Below are 15,292 nucleotides of genomic sequence, written 5' to 3' on the forward strand. Positions count from 1 at the left end.
GACGAGTCCGGCAGGGACCGTGGCGGATTGAGGATTTCCCGGGACGTCCCAACCGCTGGCCTGCTGGGACGTCGTCCTACAGGCACGCCGCCGGGACGACCGCACAACAGCGGCAAGAGATTGCGTCGGAGGTCAAAGACTCTGCGCGCGCTGCCAATGACTCCCTGAGCAGTGGGCCGCAGACTCGACACGCCCCTCGCGACCACAGCCACTATGGAGGGACGGTGCCGTGCGGATCATCTACGCCGATGGCGAATCCGAACGGGAGATGGAGCTGCGGGTCGGTCGGCCGAACGCCACGCTGGCCGACTTGGCCGCCGCTTTGGACGTACCCGCGACCGGACTGGTCATCGACGGACGGACGGCACCGCCGGAGACGGAGCTGAGCGAGTCCGGTCTCGCCCAGGGGTCGCGGGTGGCCCGCGCGGGCTGGGGCTCCGTCGGCGGGCCGCGCACCGCGGCCGCCGTGCTGCGGGTGGTCGGCGGGCTCGAGGCCGGGCGCGCCTTTCCACTGAAGGTGGGCAGAACGGTCATCGGCCGAGGTGCCGAGGCGGATGTGCGTGTCGTGGCCACGGGGGTGTCCCGGATGCACGCCGCGCTGGAGATCTCGGCCGATGGACAGGCGCACATCACCGACCTGGGATCCGCCAACGGCACCGACGTGGGCGGCGAGCGGATCTCCAAGACGGTGCGGGTCCAGCCGGAGGACCTGATCTCGCTGGGTGGCGAGGTGCTGCTGCGCGTCCTGCCGCCGGACCGTCTCGGGCCCGTCCAGCGCGTCAACGCCCTCCGTGAGGTGGGTCCCGGCGGCACCCTGCCGTTCAACCGGGCACCGCGGGGTGGCCGGCCGGCCGATCCGCCTCGGATCGCAGTCCCCACGGCACCCCGGCGTGCCGACAAGGCCCCGTTCAGCGTCTCCAGCATGCTCGGTCCGCTGGTGATGGCCGCGGGCATCGTCGCCCTCACCCACGACTTCCGGTACGCCGCCATCGCGGCTCTCACCCCATTGATGTTCCTCGGGAACTTCTTCGAGGAGCGGCTGCGCGGCCGGTTCACGCTCCGCCGCGGCATGCGTGCCCATGCCACGCGGGTCGCGGAGTTCGAACGGGAGGTGGCGGCGCGGAACGCGGCCGAGGTCCGTACCCGCCGAGCCGCCCATCCCGACCCGGCCGAGGTGATCCACCGCGCCACGGCACCGGGGGTCGCGTTGTGGGAACGGCGTCCGGGCGCCCCGGACTTCCTGCGGACCGTCGTCGGCCACGCGGACCTGCCCTGGACCCCGCCGCTGGACAACGGCACCGCCGAGCCCGCGCCGGAGGCGACCGCCATCCTCGGCGCGCGGAGCATCCTGCCGCAGGTGCCCGTGGTCGTCGGGATCGCGGCGGGCGAGGCGGCCGGATTCGAGGGGGACCGGCGCGCGTGTCTGGCCGTGGCGCGGTCACTGCTGTGCCAGGCCGTGGTCGGCAGCGGCCCCGCCGATGTGACCCTCGCGGTGTTCGCCGACCCGGACCGGCTCGCCGACTGGGAGTGGACCAAGTGGCTGCCCCACGGCGCGGATATGCGTACGGGTACGACCCGGCTGGTGGCCATCGGTCCGGAGCAGGCCGACACCTTGGCGAAGAGCCTGCTGGAGTCCACTTCCGAGCGCAAGCCCGGCGAGGACCGCCCAGGGCCGGTGCTCCTGGTTGTCGTGGACGGCGCCACGCTGCTCGAGGGACGCCCCTGTAAGCTGCGCGAGCTGTTGGCCAGCCGCTCCGGCGGCCCCGTGGAGTGCGGTGGCATCATCCTCACCAGCCGCTTGCCCGCCCTGTGCACCACCGTGATCACCGCTTCGGCCGAGGGCATCGGGAGCGTACGCGACGTGGCGTCCGGCGAGGTCGTGCGGGACGTGCTGCTCGGCGGCATGCCGACAGCCGAGGCGCGTGCCGTGGCGCGGGCGCTGGCCCGCTTCGAGGACCCTGAGCTGAGAGTGGAGGGCGCCGGGCTGCCCGACCGGGTCTCACTGCTGTCGCTGCTGGACCTCGAGAGTGTCACCGGGCCCGCTGTCGGGGACCAGTGGAAGAAGCGCCTGCCGGCGCTGCGGATCAGCGCGATTCTCGGGGTCAGCGAACGCGACCTGTTCACGGTGGACTTGGATCACGACGGTCCGCACGCCCTGATCGCCGGTACGACCGGCTCGGGCAAGAGCGAGCTGCTGCGCACCCTCATCGCGAGCATGGCCATCGACGCCGACCCCGAGCATCTGACCTTCGCCATGGTCGACTACAAGGGCGGAGGAGCGCTGGACGAGTTCGCCGAACTTCCGCACAACGTGGGCCTGGTCACCGACCTGGACGCGCAGCTCAGCGAGCGAGCGCTGCGCTGTCTGGAGGCCGAGGTCCACCACCGGGAGCGGCTGCTGCGCCAGGTGGGGCTCAGTCACATCCGCGACTACCAGCGGATGCGCGACAGCGGAAACGGCGGCCTGGAGCCGATGCCTCGCCTAGCGGTGGTGATCGACGAGTTCGCGACCCTGGTCAAGGCGCTGCCGGACTTCGTGGACGCGCTGGTGTCCATCGCGCAGCGCGGGCGCAGTCTCGGCGTCCACTTGATCTTGGCCACGCAAGATCCCGCCAGCTCGGTCAGCGACGCCATCAAGAACAACATCAAGCTGCGCATCGCGCTACGCCTGGAGTCCACCGCCGCCTCCCATGACGTCATCGACAACCCGGCCGCCTTCGGGATCGGCACCCGGCAGTGGGGGCGCGCCTACTACCGGCTCTCCGCCCGCGAAGTGCTGCCGGTGCAGACGGCACTGTCCACCGGCGTCACCCCGCAGGCGGAGGTGACCGCGCCGGTGACAGTGGCGCCGTTCCTGCTCGGGGCGGACCTCGGGGAGCCGGTCGCTACGGGGGAGGACGGCGAGTCGGACCTGCGGCGGCTGGTCAGGGCCGCTCGCGAAGGTGCTGGGCTGTCAGGGTTCGCCCCGCCCCGGCGGCCCTGGCCCGACCCGCTGCCGACCGTGCTGCCCACGGCCGAGCTGCCCGAGGTCGCCGAGCGCGGCCTGCACACCGAGGCCGCCGGGATGCCCGCGTGGGCGCTTGCCGACGACCCCGAGCGGCAGCGGCAGTACGCGGTCGGCTGGGACCCCGCGGCGGGCAACGTCCTGATCTACGGTGTCGGCGGCTCCGGCACCTCCACCGCACTCGCCTCGCTCGCCCTCTCCGTCGCCGGCGCGGCACCCCCCGACCGACTGCACATCTTCGCGCTCGACATGGGCGCGGGCGACCTGGCCCCGCTCTCCGACCTCCCGCACACCGGCGCCCACATCGGGGCCGCCGAGCGCGAGCGCCAGGTCCGCCTGATCAAGCTGCTGCGGCGGGAGTTGGACGCGCGCAAGGCACACGGGCCCGGGGACTTCCCGCAGTGGCTGGTGCTGCTGGACAACCTCGGCGCGCTGCTGTCGGACTTCGACAAGGACTTCGCCGGGATGAACCTCATCGAGGAACTGGCCCGCGTCTACGCCGACGGCCCAGCGGTCTCCATTCGCTTTGCCGTCACCGCCGACCGGTCGGGCGCGGTGCCGTCGGCGTGGGCGGCGTTGACGCAGACCAAGCTGCTGATGCGGCTGGCCGACTCGGGCGAGTACGGATACTTCGACATTCCGCGCGGCTCGGTCCCCACGTATGTACCGGGCCGGGCGCTGGTCGCCGCCAACCATCAGGAAATACAGCTGGGTTGGCCGGGCGAGGATCTGGCCGGGGCGGTCGCCGGGGTCGCCGCCCGCTGGCCGGACGCGCCCGCCGGCGCGCCCCGCATCGGCCTGTTGCCGAAGGAGATCGATCTGGCCGCGCTGAAGGCGCCCGTCCAGGTCGCCTCCGACCCCTGGCAGCTCCCGGTCGGCCTGGACGACGCCACCCTGGAGTGCGCGTGGCTGCGGCTGTACGACAACGAGCACGCCCTGATCGTCGGCCCGCAGCGCTCGGGCCGCTCCACGGCGCTGTGCAGTATCGCCGCTCTCGTCGCGGCGGCCGACACGCCACCCGCCATCGTCGCGTACGCCCCGCGCCGCTCCCCACTGCGCGACCTCCCACCGGGTGGTGAGGTCGCGGTGGTCACCGCCTACGCCGAACTGGAGGAAACCCTCTCCGGGTGTTTCGGCCCCACCCTCCTCCTGGTGGACGACGCCGACACGGTAGAGGACGAATTGAGCGTCCTGGAGCGGTGGCTGTCGGCGGCCGCCACCTCGGGCAGCCACCTCATCGCCGCCGGCCGCGCCGACGGCCTGCGCCGCCTCTACGGCCACTGGACACAACCCGCCCGCGACAGCCGCTGCGGCGTCCTCCTCGCCCCCGACCACGACCTCGACGGCGACCTCCTCGGCGCGTCCCTCCCCCGCCACGACCGCATGGCCCCGCTGCCGGGGCGGGGGTACCTGGTGGTGGACGGAGTGGCGGGAGGGGTGCAGTTGGCGCGGTCAACGGGGTAGCGGCCCCTTGCACAGACAGACAACGACATTGCGCTCGGAGTCAATGACGCCGAGAGCTTGATGAAGGAAGATTCATAAGAAACCAACTTGGAGGTAGCGGTGGCACTCAATCAAGACGCCGCAGCCGACTGGCTGGAACGGCAACTGACGGTGCTCATCGACAAACTCGAAGGGTTGGCGCGGTTCCGCTCCGACCAGTGCAATGCGCTTCTGGGCGACCGTGAAAGCCACAACTGGCAGGGCACGCGTCGGCACACATTCCAGAGGGAATTCCACGCTCAGCAGAAGGAGCTGAGAGGGCTCAAGCAAGTTGCCCTTTCGCTGCGCACATCTGTGGCAAACGCCCGCGAGCAGGACAGAAGGGAACACGAGTGAGGCAAGGGTGGCATGACGAACGTCTCCGCAGTCCCTGAAAACCTCAAGAAATACTCTGCGGCGTGCACTTGGGGCGCCCAGGACTTCCAGAACTGGGTCAGGGGCGTACTGACCCCAGCACTTCAGGCGTACACGAACACCAGCGGATGCAAGGGCTTCGCCAACCTGGACATCGATTCTCTCGTCGCGGCGGCAATTTCCAAGGCGTACTACACCGACCGGGATGTCGACACCGTCGCCCGGGCGTTCCAGCAGACCCAGCACGGGGGCGCGCTCGGTCCTCATCAGATGGTCTGGGCCAGAGATTCGGACGTCAACTCAGCGTTTAACCAGTTGCAGCAGGAGAACCAGGCCAAGATGCTGGCCGGTGCGGAGCTCGCCAAGAAACTCATGGCGCTGCAACCGCCCAGCGAAAAGAACCGTCTCGGCGCGGGTCCCAACGCGGCCAAGCCGATCCTTCAAGAGCTTGCGAGGCACGTCAAAGATCCTTACTTCTGCGCTGGTTTCTACAACAGCCTGGACGCGCCGCACCTCGACACCGCCCTGGCACTCGGCGGTATCCCGGCATTGGTCAGTGCCTATTCCAGCGGTGCCGTAAGTCCGCAGACCACCAGGTTGGTCGCGATGCGGATCGGGGCGCCCGCAGGCATCGGCGGCCCTCAGGGCGGCACCGTCCCGTGGCACCACATCAGCAACGAGCAGAAGGCACAGCTGCTCGATGCCTTCGCCGCCAACCCATCGGCCTCCTACCATTTTTCGAAGTCACTGACCGCCCGCCAGGTTCGTGAGATGTTCTACGGTGACCGCCAATACAGCGCCAAGGTGATGAAGATCCTCACTGTGGGAATGGGCGGGGAGAACTCGCCGCGAGACGCCCAGGTCCTGATGCACAAGGTGTCGATCGGGCTGTTCGGTGAGGGAGTGCCGAAGCTTGACTACAGCGAGTGGAAGAAGCTCGGCAGCTCTGTGAGCGACTTCTACAATCGTGGAGTCCTGCAAGGAATCAGTGAGCCCAATGATTTCAGCGACAAAGCGCTGGAGTCGTGGGAAGGGGTCACGGGGACAGAAGTAGGCCAGGATGTCGGGCTGTTCCTGAGGGCCATGCACGAGGCGGACCCGGACAACAAACTGGTCAAGAGCATGATGCAGGGTGGATATGTGAACGTCTTTTTCATGCCCACCAGCCTGCTGGGGCCCGAAGGGATCGCATTCACCGCAGCCGTAGGCGCCTTGCAGAGCGTCTACTCCTCAATCGACCCTATCACCACGTTGGTCGACAAGGCGTGGCCGGACGGAAAGCAACCCGATACGTACGAGTTGAACAAGCAATTCGCCAACGCTGCCTTCTCTCGGACTCTCAGCATACTGGTTGCGCGGCGCCAAGTCCGCGACCGCCACGGCAATTTGGTCACGTTCGGCGGCGACAAGGAGAAGAACGCGAAAACATTGGAAAATATGCTCCGCTACGACGACTACGAGGTCGGGAAGGACAAGGTCAGGATCAGTGAGCTGGCCAGCTTCTTCTCGTCCCAGGAGTTGGACGGGCAATCGAGGGCCGTCACGCAACCAGACTACGTGCCGCCGTACGAATAGACGGCGGTGTGCGGCTCGACCAGGTAAGCAAGTAACACGCATCTAAACCCGGGAATGAGATAAACATGACAACCGTAAAGTCCACCGACTTCGCGCACACAGAGGCCAACAAGATGCTGAGCCTCATCAACAACCAGCTGCCCAGCCTTATTCAGCAGCTGAACAACCACGGCACCCAGCTGAGCGACCCCAACCACTGGGACGGACCGCTGGCACAGAAGTTCCGGGGTGAGGTGTGGCCGCAGGCCAAGGGGGACCTGGACAGGATGAAGGGGTCGCTGGAACAGCTTCAGCAGCAGGTGCAGAAGATCCTCACCAACATCTCGCACGCCGGCGGTGCGTGAGCGGGCGAAGTCCGAGGACATCACGGGGAATTCCACATGCCTGAGACCGACCCGGCCCACCCCTGGACCGGAGAGCTGACCGCCGCCGATCTCGAACGGCTCGGTGCCCAGCCGTTGCGCCGGAGTGACCCGGTGACGATCGGGCCCTACCGGGTGCTGGCCCGGCTGGGTGGTGGGGGGATGGGGCGGCTGTTCCTCGGTCGGGCCGTGGCCGCGGACGAGTCCCAGTCGGCCGCGTACACGGCCCGGGACCTGGTGGCCGTCAAGGTGATCCGGCCGGAGTACGCGGAGGACGCCCGGTTCCGCCGCCGGTTCGATCGCGAGGTCGAGGCCGTGCGGCGGGTCCACGGACGGTACACCGCCGAGTTGCTCGGGTCGGGGTTCGACGAGGACGAGCATCTGTGGATGGCGACCGCGTACGTTCCGGGCCTCAGCCTGGACGAGGCGGTGCGCCGCCACGGCCCACTGCCCGCGCCGGTCGTGTGGCGGCTGGCGGCCGAGATCGGGCAGGCGCTCGCCACCATCGCCGCCGCCGGTATCGTTCACCGCGATCTGAAGCCGTCCAATGTCCTGTTAGGCGCGGACGGGGCGCGGGTCATCGACTTCGGGGTGGTCCACACCGCCGACGCCAGTGCGCTCACCACGACCGGCCAACACGTCGGCACCCCGGCGTATATGTCACCCGAGCAGGCGGGCGGCCGGGACGTGGACGCCGCGTCGGACGTCTTCTCACTCGGCTCGGTCCTGGCACTCACGGCAACCGGTCAGGCGCCGTTCGGCGAAGGTTCGACCGGGGGCGTCATCCATCGGGTGATCTACGAACCGCCGAGTACGGAGGTCGTCGACCGGGTGGCGGAGAGCGCTCCGGAGCTCGCCGGGCTCATACGCCGCTGCCTCGACAAGGACCCTGACGCCCGGCCTGCCCCGGAGCGGGTGGCCGAGGTGGCTCGCGAGCACGACCCGGCCGAAGAATGGCCGGATCCGGTCGCGGAGTTGATCGCGTCGCGCGCGGGATGGTGTGGCCGGTCGGCCGCTGTGTCGCCCATGGACCAGTTGACAGTGCTTCGGCGTGGGGCTCCCCAGCGTACGGTCAAGGAGGCCGGTCGCCGGAAGGGTCGGCGGGCGATGGTCCTGGGAGCGGTCGCGATGGTCGTGGCGGTGGTCGCGGTCGTGGTCGCCTTCGTCGTCCCGGGACATAAGGGGGCGCAGGAGGCGCACTCGAAGGCCACAGTCCGCGCGGCGTCGCCCACCGTCTCGCACACCCCTACCCCGACGCACCGACCCAAGAAGCACCCCACGCCGAGCACATCGGCTCCGCCGCCTCAGGCGCCTCCTGCCGCGAATCCGCCGAGTGGCGGCGGAGGGGATACGGACCCCACCCACGCGGCCAGTGAGCCGAAGCCCCAGCCGACCAAGGTCATCACCATCACGCCGAAGCCCTCGGGCAAGTCCTCGAAGACACGACCGTGGACCTCGTGCCACTACTACTCGGGGACCGCCCTCACGAAGTACGGCGACAAGGGAGAGCGCGTTCGTGAGGTGCAATGCATTTTGAGGGCTCGCGGATACAACATCGGCCCGTACGGCGTCGACGGGGATTTCGGGGATGACACGCGGCTGGCGGTCAGACAATTCCAGCAGGATTACCATCTGGGTGTCGACGGCATCGTGGGTGAGGACACCTGGCCCGCCCTTCGGGGAGCCTGAGGAGGTGAGTCGCTCGTGTGTGTCGCTAATCCCATTGCGTACAGAGGCCCTTCGCGCAGGCACGGACCCACACACCGTGACCGGCGGCCAGGTGGACCGTCCGGTGGTAGCGCGCGCCCTTGCCCGGCGCCGCGGAGGCGAGATCGATGATCTGCGAGCAGACATCCGGGTGATTGGAGACGCAGAGCTGGGCCGTGGCTTTCCCCGCGCTGTCCGGGTTCTCCACGTACCCGTTCACCGTGGCACTGGCCGATTTCCAGCAGACTTTCCCCGTCGTGTACGCATGGATGTCCACGTAGTAGTCGCGGCATCCGGACGTCGGGGGTTTGGGAGCGGCCGTCCGGCCGGACCATGGGAAGACCAGGACGACCGCGGATAACGCGATGACCATTCCCAGTCCGGCGAGCAGAACCAGGTTTCGCCGGTTGCGGAACGGGCCGTGCGGTCGATGAGTTGATTCATCGGCGGGTATCGGTGACTCCGCATCCGTCGCGGTCTCCGGAGCCGGAGGCGGAGTGGCTTCCCGCGCCTCCATTGCCGCTTTCAGAGCAACGTTCAGAGCCTCGTCCCAGAATTCCAGCAGCGGCCCGGGGTCGGCGCCGCACGCCTGCGCGATGTCCTCGACCGCGTCGCGCCCGGGAAACAGCTTGCCGTTGACGTAACGCTCGAGCGACGCCTTGCTGTAGTGGGTCCGGCTTTCCAGCCGGGCGAAGCTCAGCCCCGACGTCTGTTTGACGCGCCGCAGCTCGGCCGCCAGCTGCCGTCCGGCCGGGGAAGCCAGAGCGAGAGTGCCTTCATGAGGTAACCCCTTCGGTGCGTCGGCGCTCGCCGCCCCCATGCTGTTTCCCCCCGTATGTCCCGTCTTGTGGTGAGCCCCGGACCGTATGGCGTCTCAGGATGTCCCATGGGACGCCTGATCCCTTCCTGGGCCGGACCGAGGTGTCAAGAGTGTAGAGCGAAGCGCTTCGCACGGGGGCGAACGCGAGCCCACGTGGTGAGCGGACTCGCTGTCCCGGGGAAGTTCGCAGTCCCTCGGTTGCACGAAAGGCACTTAGGTAGTGAAGACGTACGACACCTGTGTGGATTCCCGCGGCATAAGGGTGCTGGACCTTGGCCAGGTGCGTATTTCGGTGGTGAAGCACCTCGCGCCGGTCCGGGAAGGGGAATACCGTACGTTCCTCCAGCCCAACCCGGGTAGCTGGCTCATCGTGCTCTCGTTCCATCAGGAGCCATCGCCGTTCCCGGCACGAGACCGAACTCATCAGGGAGCCACCGCTTTTGTCCTGCGGGAGGAGACACAGCCACTCGACATATCGCTGCTCGGCCGGGATGAGCCGGAACAGGCGGTGGTGGTGCAATTGCCCCGCAGCGCCGTCCCCATTCCGGCGTGTGCGTCGCGCAATCTGACGCGGGGGCCGGTGCCGCTGAGGAACGGGCCCGGGGTGGTTCTGGCCCGGTTCCTGGAGGGAGTCGCCGACCAGTGCGCGATGCTGGAATCGGCGCCGGTCGGGCGCCTCGGATCAGCCGTCATAGACCTCTCGGCCATGTTTCTCACCAGCATGGTGGAGCGGCGGGAGGTGATTTCCTCCTCGCCGAAGACCGAACTCATCAAGGAGATCGAGAGGTTCGTCATTCAGAATTTGGACCAGCCCCACCTGTCCCCCGCGCTGATCGCCGCCGAGCATCACATCTCCCTGCGCTACCTTCAACATCTCTTCCAGCAGGATCAGCGAACGGTCCGTGGGTTCATCCGCCAAGAGCGATTGGAACGCTGCCGCGCCGATCTGGCGGACGCGTCCCATGCGGGCCGGACGGTCGGGGAGATCCGCGCCCGCTGGGGATTTCAGGATGACGCGGTATTCGGCAGGGTCTTCAAGAAGACCTATGGGATCTCTCCCGGCGAGTACCGCAAGGGGCGGATCCAGGGGCCCCGGCCCCGGGCCACGGTGGTGGCCCATGCCGCCGTGCCCCCTCACGCCGGGGCATCGGCGCCGTCGAAGCATTCCCTGCCGGGTTGACGAGCGGACGGGTAGTAGCAGGCACGGAGACGTGCGGGATGAGCCGCGGAGATCATGGCGGTGGTGACCGGGCCCTGGTCCGACGGCAAGGTGGTCACCACGGCGCTCTGGCGGTGTCCCCCCGGTCCGGTGATCTCGATGCGGAAGCCCTTGTGCGTGGGCCGGGTACGGATCCAGCCCGCCCGGCAGCTCGGGCTAAGGCGTATTTCCAGACGGGTGCCGTCATCGGCCGTGTGCGACGCCACGGTGACGGGGTCCTCGCAGGCCGTGGTACGAGGGTTGCGGCCTTCGCAGGACCCCAGTCGGCAGACGGGTGGGCGGGCGCGTGACGCACGGGTGGCACCGTGCGCCATGTGGTAGATGGCGGCCGGCGTGATCATTGCCGCGCAGGCGAGCACGACTCCGGCCGTGGCGGTTCGAGGCCGTCTGGTGATGAAGACCGAGGCGGCCAGGAGCGCTCGGTGCAACGGACCAGGGTGCCGAGGCGGGGCCGGGTCGTGGGGCCCGACCGCGGCGGCATGCTCAGTGGTGGGGGACGAGCGGACGCGGTCGGCCGCGATGCCGTGCTCGCGACAGCTCCAGGCCGCGTCCGCCAGGGCCCACCGGGCCAGGATCCCGGCGTCGGTCTCCCCCACCACCTGGCACAAGGCCGCGACGGCGTGGCGTGGCGGGAACTGCTTCCCGTTGAGATACCGCTCCCAGGACGACTTGCTGATGGCCGTCGCCTCCGCCAACTCGGCCAGGTTCAGGCCGCTACGGGCCTTCAGCTCCCGCAGATCGGTGACCAACCCCGCGCATTCCGCGGGCAGGGTCAGGGGCAGTTCGCGCCAGCGGGACGTCCTCCGCGAGTTCTCCACGCGCCGAGCCCTTCCTTGTCACGACCGGACGTTCACTCCACATGGCGCAGCAGCGCCCACGTCTGCTCCCCCACGACGCCGTCGGCGGGGACGTGGTCCTGCCGTTGCAGCCGCTTGACCTGCGCTTCCGTATGCGATCCGAAGTATCCGTCGATATCCCCCGGGGGCAGCTTGTGGCGCAGGAGGAGACACTGCACCTCGGCCGCGTCGGGGCCCGTGCTGTTGAGCATGACCCGATGGGACGTGGTCGTGCTGTTCCCGGCGAATACCAGGTCGTCACGCCGGGTGTACTTGCAGGTGTACTTCCCGACCCGGGCAGCGGCCCCTTGTCTGCCCCCGGCCCTCGGATGCCGGGCGTCCATGACCAGCAGTACGGAAACCACCGCGGAAAGCAGGAGCGTACCCGCTGCCACGGACAGCGCCACGCCCCGTATCCGTGGCACCTCGGCTTCCGGCGCACCTCGCGCCGGATCGCTTCCGGCCGTGGAGTCGGCGTCCGAGGCGGTGTTCCAGGTCCTTTCGGCGGCGTCCCGCAACTCGAGCAAAGGTGCGGCATCCTCGCCGGCGATCCTGGCCATGGCTTCGACGGCCGCCTCGGGAGGCAGGACTTTGCCATTGAGGTAGCGCTCCCATGAGGAACCGCTGAAGGGAGTCTTCGCCTGGAGGGAAACCAAGCTGAGGCCGCTGCGGTCCTTCAACAGCCGCAGCTGTCCCACGAACCGCCGCCCGTTCGAGTCGAGTGACGGGGGCAGTGCTCGCCATCTCACTACGCTCCCCCTCTCACTACGTTCCCCCTCCGCAGCCCGCCCAGAGTCTCCTCCCATCCGGCTGATCGTGGAGCGCTTTCGCCGCCGCTGTCCCGCTTCCAGGCGCCAGATCCGGACATCGCGTGAGTGGACACGGGGTTTCCCAGGACCACGTCAGGACCACGTCAGGACCACGACGAGATCACAGGTGACCCACCGGGAGGTCCCGGGACATCTCGGGTTGTTCATCCCGGCTGGTGAAGCACCGCGTCACCCATGAACCGTGGTTCCGACCACGGGCCACCAGAGCCGTGGAGTCGCCCGCTCGCCCCTCCCGACGAAAGGTACTGACTGATGCTCATGCGCAAGGCTCTCGTCGCCTCGGCCGCCGCGCTCGCCCTGACCGGCATGTCGGTCGGCATCGCCGATGCGGCCATGGCTGCCGACGTCACCTCGGCGAGTTCCACCGCCGTGCAGTCCTACAGCTGCTCCAGGACGTACTACAGCGGCACGGCCCTCACCGAATCCGGCGACACCGGGAACCGGGTGATCGAGGTGCAGTGCCAGCTCTACCACCGCGGATTCCTCAGTGCCGGACAGGTGGACGGCATCTTCGGGAGCATCACCTACAACGCGGTGCTCCGCTTCCAGAGGGAGTACAACAGCATCTGCCACGGTGGCCTCTCGGTCGATGGCGCCGTCGGCACCTACACCTGGGCCGCGCTGCGCTCCGCCTGCCCGAGCTGAGCACACACGGTGGTGCCCGCACCGCCGTGCGGCCGGGCCCTCGTCCGGCACGCTGAGTGGGCCTTGACGCTTCCCGAGCCCTTGCCCGTTACCGGCCTGCCGACATCTCAGGCTGTCGGAAGGCGGCGCGCGCCGCAGCACGGGATTCGGTTCTGACGGGCAGTACTGGTATTCGCCGTCTCTCCCCTGGGCCCTCTGTGCGGCTGCGCCCGCCACCGGGCGCGGCTCCTGGACGGAGCCGTAGGCATGCTCAGGCCGTGGCGTGGACCAGCAGGGTGCCGATCTCGGCGTCGTCGTGGATGGTGCCCGCCCCACGCTTGGGAGCTCTCGACTGCTGGCCTGACCACCGCAGTGCCCCGACGATGCTGGACCAGTTGATCACCCCGTAGCGCCGGAGGAGTGTGGAAACGTCCCGCCACTGCTGTGCCACCTGGCCAGTCTCCATCCGACTCAGCCTGGCTGCCGAACTGCGGATGACCTCGGCGGCGTCGGAGAGCGTGAGGCCCTTGGCCAGCCGGAGCGCTCGCAGATACGCCCCCAGGACGAGGGGCGCGGGGTCGCGATCGTAGGTGGTCGTCACCGGCCGACCTCCCGTCCAGGGCCGAACTCGGCGGCGACCACCTGAGCCAAGGCCCCGCGCAACAAAGGGCTATCGGTGAGGTAGCAATCCGGCCCGAGCGGGACACGCCAGTGCAGTACCGGCCCGGCGGTGTGGCCGATGGGGGGGAACGCCGATGTAGGAGGTCGGGGCCGCACCGAGCGTCTGCACCTGCGGGAGGCGACGCCAGTACTGCGCGCTCCCCGCCACGATAAGCCAGTACATCTGTGCGTAGTCGGCGATGACGGCGCCGGTCGCCCCGCCGAGTAACTCCAGCGCTCGCTCACCGATCTCCACAGGAGCGCGCACGGCATCCCAATGGGAGCCGACCTCGACCATCTCTACGTTGTCCCCGCAGGGGGGTGTCCATCGCTCTGCTTTACGGCTGCTGGTCTGCACGGGGCCCCCGGCGTCATCGGTGATCAGGTGATGACTGACCGTAAGAGCGCCGAGGACGGAGGAGGGGCAGAGATTCTGCCCCTCGAACGCCGGTTCAGGCAGCCAATACGCCGATCTTCACCGCCAGTTCGGCAGCGCGGCGGCGATGCACCGGAGACTTCGACTCGGTCTCCTCCAAGATGATCCGGCGTGCGTAGCCGTTGTAGCGGATCGTCTCCGGCGCGGCTTCGTACGCCTTGTCCAGCGTCGCCAGCGCGGTCTCCGGCTGCCCGTCCAGGTGGTAGCCGCGCGCCTCCTCGATCCGGTGCCGGGCCCGCCTCGGCCGTGACGGGATCGTCTTGGCGTCCGCCTTCGCGGCCTGCCGTACGGACTCCCCGCCCGCGTGCAGTTCGACGGCGACCGTGACCGCGTGCGCGCCCATGATGCCTCGGGAGAACGACGTCATGGGGTGGTAGTAGTTGGCAGGCAGCCGCTCGGCCATCTCGCGGGCGGTGTCCCAGTAGCCCCAGGCGGCGCCGGCTACACCGCGGCGGGCCGCGGTGTAGCCGGCCTCGAACCGCAGGGCGCCGGCGATCGCGCGTACGTCGTCCGGCGCGTCCGGCAGTAGTGGGGTGAGGTGGCGCAGCGTCTCCATGGTGACCGCGTCGGCCGCGTCGTAGTGGGCGGGGCCACTGTCGCGGTGGGCCTGGGCGGTGAGCCATGCCGCCATGCCGATGGCGTGCGGGTCCTCGCTCTCCTGGGCCGCGACCATGCCGCGTTCGGCAACGCGCCAGAGGAGCGCGGCGTCGGGCTGGTAGGCGATGAAGAACTGACTGAGGCTGTAGACCTCGGCGAGGACCGCTTGAGCTGCCCGCCGTTCGGGGGCGCGGTCGGCCTGGCGTACGGCGAGTTGCGCGTCCCGGATGAGATCTGGCAGAAGGCCGCCGATCACTTCACGGTGGTTGGGCGCGGAGTGACGGGCGGACCAGGCGCTTTGGAGACGTGCGCCCAGATGCGCGGGCGACGGCGCTTCCCGATCAGCGGTGAAGGGGAACGCTTCGACCGCGGCTCGTACCGCGGGCAGCTTGGCGTGACCGGGGCCGATGAAGAGCTCGATGGGCATGGTCTGGTCGCCGGTGAGCTCGGAGAGGTCGCGGACGCGCAACACCTCGGCGATGCGCAGGATCATGGAGAGTGCGGGGGTGTGGAGGGTGCCGTTCTCCACCTGCTTCACCCAACTCGATGACTTGCCGAGGAGACCGGCGAGGACGGTACCGCTCATGCCCCGGCGGGTACGGAGGACTTGCATCCGCTGGCCGAAGACCAGCGGATGGTCAAGCGGGTCCGGGGTAGCGTCAGATGACATGGCCTTGCCCCTCTCTGTCCAGCTCGTCACTGTCAGGGTATGGGCAGGGCCGTTGTCGCGTGAGGCGGTTCACTCCCAGGCGATGGCTGCCGTGC

General features: G+C 68.9%; 12 protein-coding genes. 7 read left to right on the top strand and 5 right to left on the bottom strand.

All coding sequences use genetic code 11. From position 1 onward, the window contains the following. Nucleotides 1-229 precede the first annotated feature (229 nt). The 5 genes from ABD329_RS13880 (at nucleotide 230) to ABD329_RS13900 (ending at nucleotide 8,487) form a co-directional block, all read left to right on the top strand. Nucleotides 230-4,468, top strand: a complete 4,239-nt coding sequence (locus tag ABD329_RS13880) for a type VII secretion EssC family protein (RefSeq protein WP_198276713.1) — start codon at nucleotides 230-232, stop codon at nucleotides 4,466-4,468. A 99-nt stretch (nucleotides 4,469-4,567) separates the two neighbouring features. Beyond that, the gene (locus ABD329_RS13885; RefSeq protein ID WP_198276712.1) at nucleotides 4,568-4,843 is read left to right on the top strand and encodes a hypothetical protein; all 276 of its coding nucleotides are present in this window, start codon (nucleotides 4,568-4,570) and stop codon (nucleotides 4,841-4,843) included. 12 nt (nucleotides 4,844-4,855) lie between these two features. After that, nucleotides 4,856-6,436 (top strand): hypothetical protein, encoded by a 1,581-nt coding sequence (locus ABD329_RS13890; protein ID WP_198276711.1) that lies wholly within the window; start codon nucleotides 4,856-4,858, stop codon nucleotides 6,434-6,436. Nucleotides 6,437-6,501: 65 nt separating this feature from the next. Beyond that, nucleotides 6,502-6,780: a hypothetical protein gene (locus ABD329_RS13895; RefSeq protein WP_198276710.1), complete on the top strand. Its 279-nt coding sequence runs from the start codon at nucleotides 6,502-6,504 to the stop codon at nucleotides 6,778-6,780. 36 nt (nucleotides 6,781-6,816) lie between these two features. Further along, on the top strand, nucleotides 6,817-8,487 hold the full coding sequence (locus tag ABD329_RS13900; protein ID WP_198276709.1) for a serine/threonine-protein kinase: 1,671 nt from the start codon (nucleotides 6,817-6,819) through the stop codon (nucleotides 8,485-8,487). A gap of 25 nt (nucleotides 8,488-8,512) precedes the next feature. Here the strand turns inward: ABD329_RS13900 and ABD329_RS13905 are convergent, their stop codons facing one another. After that, nucleotides 8,513-9,325, bottom strand: a complete 813-nt coding sequence (locus ABD329_RS13905) for a helix-turn-helix domain-containing protein (protein ID WP_198276708.1) — start codon at nucleotides 9,323-9,325, stop codon at nucleotides 8,513-8,515. 220 nt (nucleotides 9,326-9,545) lie between these two features. Between ABD329_RS13905 and ABD329_RS13910 the strand changes: the two genes are divergently transcribed. Then, nucleotides 9,546-10,505 carry a helix-turn-helix domain-containing protein gene (locus tag ABD329_RS13910; protein WP_198276707.1) on the top strand — a complete coding sequence of 320 codons (960 nt, stop codon included), beginning with the start codon at nucleotides 9,546-9,548 and terminating at the stop codon, nucleotides 10,503-10,505. Here the strand turns inward: ABD329_RS13910 and ABD329_RS13915 are convergent. Further along, a complete protein-coding gene (locus tag ABD329_RS13915; RefSeq protein ID WP_198276706.1) occupies nucleotides 10,460-11,362 on the bottom strand; it encodes a helix-turn-helix domain-containing protein in 903 nt (300 codons plus the stop codon). The genes ABD329_RS13910 and ABD329_RS13915 overlap by 46 nt on opposite strands. A gap of 32 nt (nucleotides 11,363-11,394) precedes the next feature. Then, complete coding sequence (locus ABD329_RS13920) at nucleotides 11,395-12,129, bottom strand: peptidoglycan-binding protein (RefSeq protein WP_309142697.1); 735 nt, start codon at nucleotides 12,127-12,129, stop codon at nucleotides 11,395-11,397. A 333-nt stretch (nucleotides 12,130-12,462) separates the two neighbouring features. Between ABD329_RS13920 and ABD329_RS13925 the strand changes: the two genes are divergently transcribed. Continuing rightward, nucleotides 12,463-12,855, top strand: coding sequence for a peptidoglycan-binding domain-containing protein (locus ABD329_RS13925; protein ID WP_198276704.1), 393 nt, complete (start codon nucleotides 12,463-12,465; stop codon nucleotides 12,853-12,855). Between the two features lie 250 nt (nucleotides 12,856-13,105). Here the strand turns inward: ABD329_RS13925 and ABD329_RS13930 are convergent, their stop codons facing one another. Together ABD329_RS13930 and ABD329_RS13935 are read right to left on the bottom strand one after the other, a co-directional pair. Further along, on the bottom strand, nucleotides 13,106-13,435 hold the full coding sequence (locus tag ABD329_RS13930; RefSeq protein WP_198276703.1) for a helix-turn-helix domain-containing protein: 330 nt from the start codon (nucleotides 13,433-13,435) through the stop codon (nucleotides 13,106-13,108). A 511-nt stretch (nucleotides 13,436-13,946) separates the two neighbouring features. Continuing rightward, nucleotides 13,947-15,197, bottom strand: a complete 1,251-nt coding sequence (locus ABD329_RS13935; RefSeq protein ID WP_198276702.1) for a helix-turn-helix domain-containing protein — start codon at nucleotides 15,195-15,197, stop codon at nucleotides 13,947-13,949. Between the last annotated feature and the right edge of the window lie 95 nt (nucleotides 15,198-15,292).

The sequence above is a fragment of the Streptomyces javensis genome, assembly GCF_039525925.1.
In the GTDB taxonomy this organism is placed as follows: domain Bacteria; phylum Actinomycetota; class Actinomycetes; order Streptomycetales; family Streptomycetaceae; genus Streptomyces; species Streptomyces asiaticus.

Excerpts from the sequence above, each read along its gene's own strand:
- ABD329_RS13890 (WP_198276711.1), top strand. The coding sequence starts at position 4,856 with ATGACGAACGTCTCCGCAGTCCCTGAAAACCTCAAGAAATACTCTGCG.
- ABD329_RS13895 (WP_198276710.1), top strand. The coding sequence starts at position 6,502 with ATGACAACCGTAAAGTCCACCGACTTCGCGCACACAGAGGCCAACAAG.
- ABD329_RS13900 (WP_198276709.1), top strand. The coding sequence starts at position 6,817 with ATGCCTGAGACCGACCCGGCCCACCCCTGGACCGGAGAGCTGACCGCC.
- ABD329_RS13905 (WP_198276708.1), bottom strand. The coding sequence starts at position 9,325 with ATGGGGGCGGCGAGCGCCGACGCACCGAAGGGGTTACCTCATGAAGGC.
- ABD329_RS13925 (WP_198276704.1), top strand. The coding sequence starts at position 12,463 with ATGCTCATGCGCAAGGCTCTCGTCGCCTCGGCCGCCGCGCTCGCCCTG.
- ABD329_RS13935 (WP_198276702.1), bottom strand. The coding sequence starts at position 15,197 with ATGTCATCTGACGCTACCCCGGACCCGCTTGACCATCCGCTGGTCTTC.